The organism is Arthrobacter sp. CAN_A214 (assembly GCF_015751955.1).
In the GTDB taxonomy this organism is placed as follows: Bacteria; Actinomycetota; Actinomycetes; order Actinomycetales; family Micrococcaceae; genus Arthrobacter_D.
Window position 1 is genome coordinate 1 of the sequence record NZ_JADOUU010000065.1, and the last position, 4184, is coordinate 4184.

The following is a 4184-nucleotide window of genomic DNA, read 5'->3' on the forward strand; positions in this document are numbered from 1 at the left end:
GATCGGTACTCACTGACCATCGCACGATGGCTCACTACGTCGCCTACGCAACGCTCAACAGCGGAGAACTACACCACTCCACGGGACGTAACCCGAAGGGAACTCCTCCGCGTGCTGCGGTGCTGCGATTACGTTGTTCTGACTGGTGCCCCTGTAGGGCGTTTGTAGTAAGCCCAGGGGAACCACATCGAGCCAATCTTCTGCCATCCCGCTTGCAGCAGATCCTTGTGTTTGGCGCTGAAGGCTCCTACACGAAGGTGTTCCCACTGTTCGTCCGAGCGAGCCAGGTCGTGGAAGTACATGCCGAATCCGACTGAATGCCACCCCTCGCGTCCGGCCTCGGACAACGCTTCCATCTCGTCAAACGCTGTCACTGGTGTGAGTCGGCGAGTAGCTTCCAGGTTGATGATTTCGTTGTCTGCGGGTGTCCGCCCGAATCGCTGCTGTGCTGCTTGTCGACTGATGCCCATGCGTTGGCCGATGCGGTCCCAGCTGGCGCCGGCTAGCCGCGCTGAAGTCACTGCGGCTTGTAATAGCTGAGCGATTTCTTGGGAACCCTGCTGGGTCGCGTCGATGAGGTCGAGGTAGGAATCGACGTCGTGCTCAAGTCGATCGGCGAGTGTCGGGTTGATAACCGCTATTACCTGTGAGAGCGCTGCGCGCAGTTGTTCGTCGGGTTGCAGTGCTTCGTGGCTCATCGCGGTGCTGGTGGTCGCGACTGGGCGAGAACGACGGCCAGTGCTGCTCCGGTCGCGGCGAGAACGAACGCGGCGACGACGAGCATCACGATTTTGATCGCCACGGACGCGACGAAAAGTGTGGAGAGGGCGATGCCCATCGAAACCAACGCGAGGAAGATCGACATGAGGGCAGGTCGTGAGGCTAGTGGCGCGCTTCGTTTCATCATACGTCAACCATCTCTTGACAAAGCTAGTATGTCAATCTGTAGTTGACTGCTACTGAGATTGCGGTAATTTGCTCAGGAGACTCACGAGCATGCCTTTTGTGAAAGTCGTCGAAAGAGGTGGCCATAATCCTTGGGTCACGTGGGAAAGTGAGCCGGTGATCTTCGATCGACGCAGCGTAGCGGACGGCAAGTCGGATCCACCGCGCGTCGGCGCCGTAGTAGCCGGAACAACTGCGGGAGGAGTGAAAGTCCTGGATGCGGATGGTCATGCCATTGTGCCGATTGAGCAGTATCTGCGGCATTTGGTTACTTGTGACATGAGCCTGCTGACGTGCCGGAGCTACGCTTTTGATTTGCGTCGCTGGTTCAGGTTGATGTGGTGTTTTGAAACGCCGTGGGATGCGTCGACACCGGCGGACGCCGAGGTGCTCGTGAGCTGGATGCGTAACACCTCCAACTACCAACGTGGTCACGATTCCTCCGGATCGGGAGGACCAGGGAGCGTTAACCCGAAGACGGGGAAGCCTTCACTTTCCTCCGGGTTCGCCCCACGGACCATCAATCACGCGCTCAGCGTGGTGCATCAGTTCTACGAGTTCCATTCAAGTTTTGGTGACGGTCCGGTCGTGAACCCGGTCCCCGGAACGACCGCCAACTGGTGGGACAGCAACGGTTCAGAATCTTTCCGTTCCACCTGGCAGCAATATCCCCGCCGCGGACGATTACGCCAGAAGGTCCCCCGAACCCTGCCCAGAGCCATCCCGGATAGCCTCTGGGACGAGCTGTTCCTGTCCATGAACTGCACCCGCGATCGCGCCCTCTTGTCCCTCTATGTTTCCAGCGGAGCGCGGGCGAGTGAGCTGCTGACCCTCCGGCTGGCGGACGTCGGCTGATCCCGCCAGGTTCTGCACGTCACCGGCAAGGGCAGTAGGGAGAAGCAGTCAGTCCCCGTGTCACCGGAAGGGCTGCGCTACCTGGCGCTTTACCTTGCCGAGGATGGGACTCCGGCACCCAACGAGCCGCTGTGGAGTACTCGACGGGGCGCACCACGGGCGCTAACGTACTCAGCCGCCCGGCGGATTTTGCAGCGAGCAAACGAGAAGATCGCCACGAACTGGACGCTCCACGATCTTCGCCACACTGCGGCGACACGGCTCGCCAACGATCCTTCCTTTGCCCTTACCGATGTGCAGGCAATCCTGCGCCACGCGGACATCAGCACCACCACTCTCTACACCGCGGTTCGCGTCGATGACCTTTTCGATCGGCTGCAGGCCCACTACGAGCAGCCACAGCGTCCCAGAACATATGCACCGGGCTACGACGAGCATGACGCGTCGGTGGTCTTCGGTGCTTAGAATTTCAGCCGCCCGTGCCCTCGCTGAATCAGTTGAACACCCCAAAATCCTTCCAGAAGCAGCTTCCAGGCCCGATTCTCCTCCAGGTCGTCACGGTGATCTCGATAGCACACCACTTGAGTCAATTATCGAGTTGGTCGACGGAGCCTGGCCTGGCTCTCGCGAAGCGCAGAAACAAAGGCGCTACTTTCTCAGGGTGTTTTTGCGACACTTGGCCAGCTTCGAAGGAGAGACCTGGACCCAGCGGCAATAAGTCTCTGAATCGACGGTTACCCGTTCACCCGCGCCTTTAGGACCCTGGGGGACGGAGCCCACAAGCTCCCGGTGGCCGCTCCGATCCGCACGGCCATCAGACCGAAAATCGATTCAAGAATGCCGATCAGCCGATCAACTAATCCTTTTCGGTAGATGATCATGCTCATGAACACGAAGGCCGTACCAGAAAAAGGAACCTCCGAGTCCAGCAATGGCGATCCCCCCAATGAATAATTCGGGGGCGTTTGCTCCACCGACCAGTGATGCACCCACTACGGCGAAGAGTATCGCTTCTGCGATGTTGCGCTTGAAAACGACGCTCATAACGATTGTAATGACGATGAATATGATTAGGGCAATTAGCCCCACATCATGCCTTTCTGCAGTACGGCAATGTACTCACTTATCGGTTATCCCAATTGCTTGTTGTACGCCGCGATCGCATCTTCATCGAATTCGATGCCGATGCCCGGTCGGCTGTTCAAGATCACGTGACCGTCGGCGTACTGGAGCCGGGTCTCCTCCGTCAGCAGATTCTCGAAATTGTAGATGTCCTTCTCCAGCAGGAAGTGCTCCACAACCATCGTGTTGGTCGACGCAGCCGCCAGCTGAGCATGGACGTTCGCGTGCCAGTGCGGAGCCACGGGAAGGTCGAACGCCTCTGCCGCATGGGCAACCTTCAAGTACTCGGTGATGCCACCCACAACGCCGACATCTACCTGCAGGATGTCTGCGGCGCGCTGCTCGATGATCTGGCGGAAGTCCCATCGGGTCTGGTGAATTTCGCCGGTGGCAATCGGCGTATCCACGCGCCGGACGAGGTCAGCGTGGCCGGCGAAGGCGTCCGGTGACAGTGCTTCTTCGTACCACCAGATCTGGTGGTCTCCGGCTGCGTGTTCGAACGTGCGAATGGCAGCGAGGGCTTCAGGAACGGTTCGGTAGGCATTGTTCGCGTCAATCGAGAGGCGGCCGGAATCCCCGATGACGGCAAACGCCGCTGCAATCCGAGCCGCATCCTGTTGCACCGACATTCCGCCGACCTTGATCTTGTGGTCCGTGAAGGCGTGCTTCATGTTGAGCTCAATTTCGCGAGTCACCGAGGCCACGGGGTTCTGGTCTCCCGCGAGGTAATAGCCTCCGGAGGCATAGGCCGGGATATGACGAGCCGAATCCCCGCCGAGGTACGTTGCGAGGGGCAGCTTGGCTTCCTTGGCTTTTGCATCCCACAGGGCGATGTCCACGGCAGACAGGGCCCTGATCAAAAGGCCGCGACGCCCGGCCAGCAGAGCCTCCTGGTAGACACGCGCCCACAGGCCCGAAGTGTCGTGTGCGTTTTGACCCACAAGAAGCGGGGCGATGATGTCTTCGACGGCCTTCACGAGGGTTTCCCCGCCAGTAGTTCCCGAGTAGGTGTACCCCACGCCCTCGACACCACTCTCCGTATGAACCGAAATTAGTAGGTAGTAACGAGAGCGGATTTCCCGGGTGGCAATGCGGGTAGGAACTGCCAGCGGGATGCCGACATTCCGAGCAGATACGGAGATGATTTTCATCAGTTTCCTTTGATTGTGGGTTACGTCCCGTGGAGTGGTGTAGTTCTCCGCTGTTGAGCGTTGCGTAGGCGACGTAGTGAGCCATCGTGCGATGGTCAGTGAGTACCGATC

The 4184-nt window shown here is 59.1% G+C and carries 5 protein-coding genes; 2 read left to right on the forward strand and 3 right to left on the reverse strand.

The features are described from left to right. Positions 1-128: 128 nt before the first annotated feature. Both IWX65_RS17205 and IWX65_RS17210 read right to left on the reverse strand, forming a co-directional pair. Positions 129-698, reverse strand: coding sequence for a hypothetical protein (locus tag IWX65_RS17205; RefSeq protein ID WP_196884772.1), 570 nt, complete (start codon positions 696-698; stop codon positions 129-131). After that, entirely contained in the window at positions 695-907 is a 213-nt protein-coding gene (locus IWX65_RS17210; protein ID WP_196884773.1) for a hypothetical protein, read from the reverse strand. Before IWX65_RS17210 ends, IWX65_RS17205 begins: the two co-directional genes overlap by 4 nt. Positions 908-996: 89 nt before the next feature. On the opposite strand from IWX65_RS17210, the gene IWX65_RS17215 reads away from it, so the two are divergent. Both IWX65_RS17215 and IWX65_RS17220 read left to right on the forward strand, forming a co-directional pair. Beyond that, entirely contained in the window at positions 997-1800 is an 804-nt protein-coding gene (locus tag IWX65_RS17215) for a hypothetical protein (protein WP_196884774.1), read from the forward strand. Between the two features lie 12 nt (positions 1801-1812). Beyond that, the gene (locus IWX65_RS17220; protein WP_334683981.1) at positions 1813-2265 is read left to right on the forward strand and encodes a tyrosine-type recombinase/integrase; all 453 of its coding nucleotides are present in this window, start codon (positions 1813-1815) and stop codon (positions 2263-2265) included. A 665-nt stretch (positions 2266-2930) separates the two neighbouring features. On the opposite strand, the gene IWX65_RS17225 is transcribed toward IWX65_RS17220, so the two are convergent. Beyond that, entirely contained in the window at positions 2931-4073 is a 1143-nt protein-coding gene (locus tag IWX65_RS17225; protein WP_196884776.1) for a mandelate racemase/muconate lactonizing enzyme family protein, read from the reverse strand. Between the last annotated feature and the right edge of the window lie 111 nt (positions 4074-4184).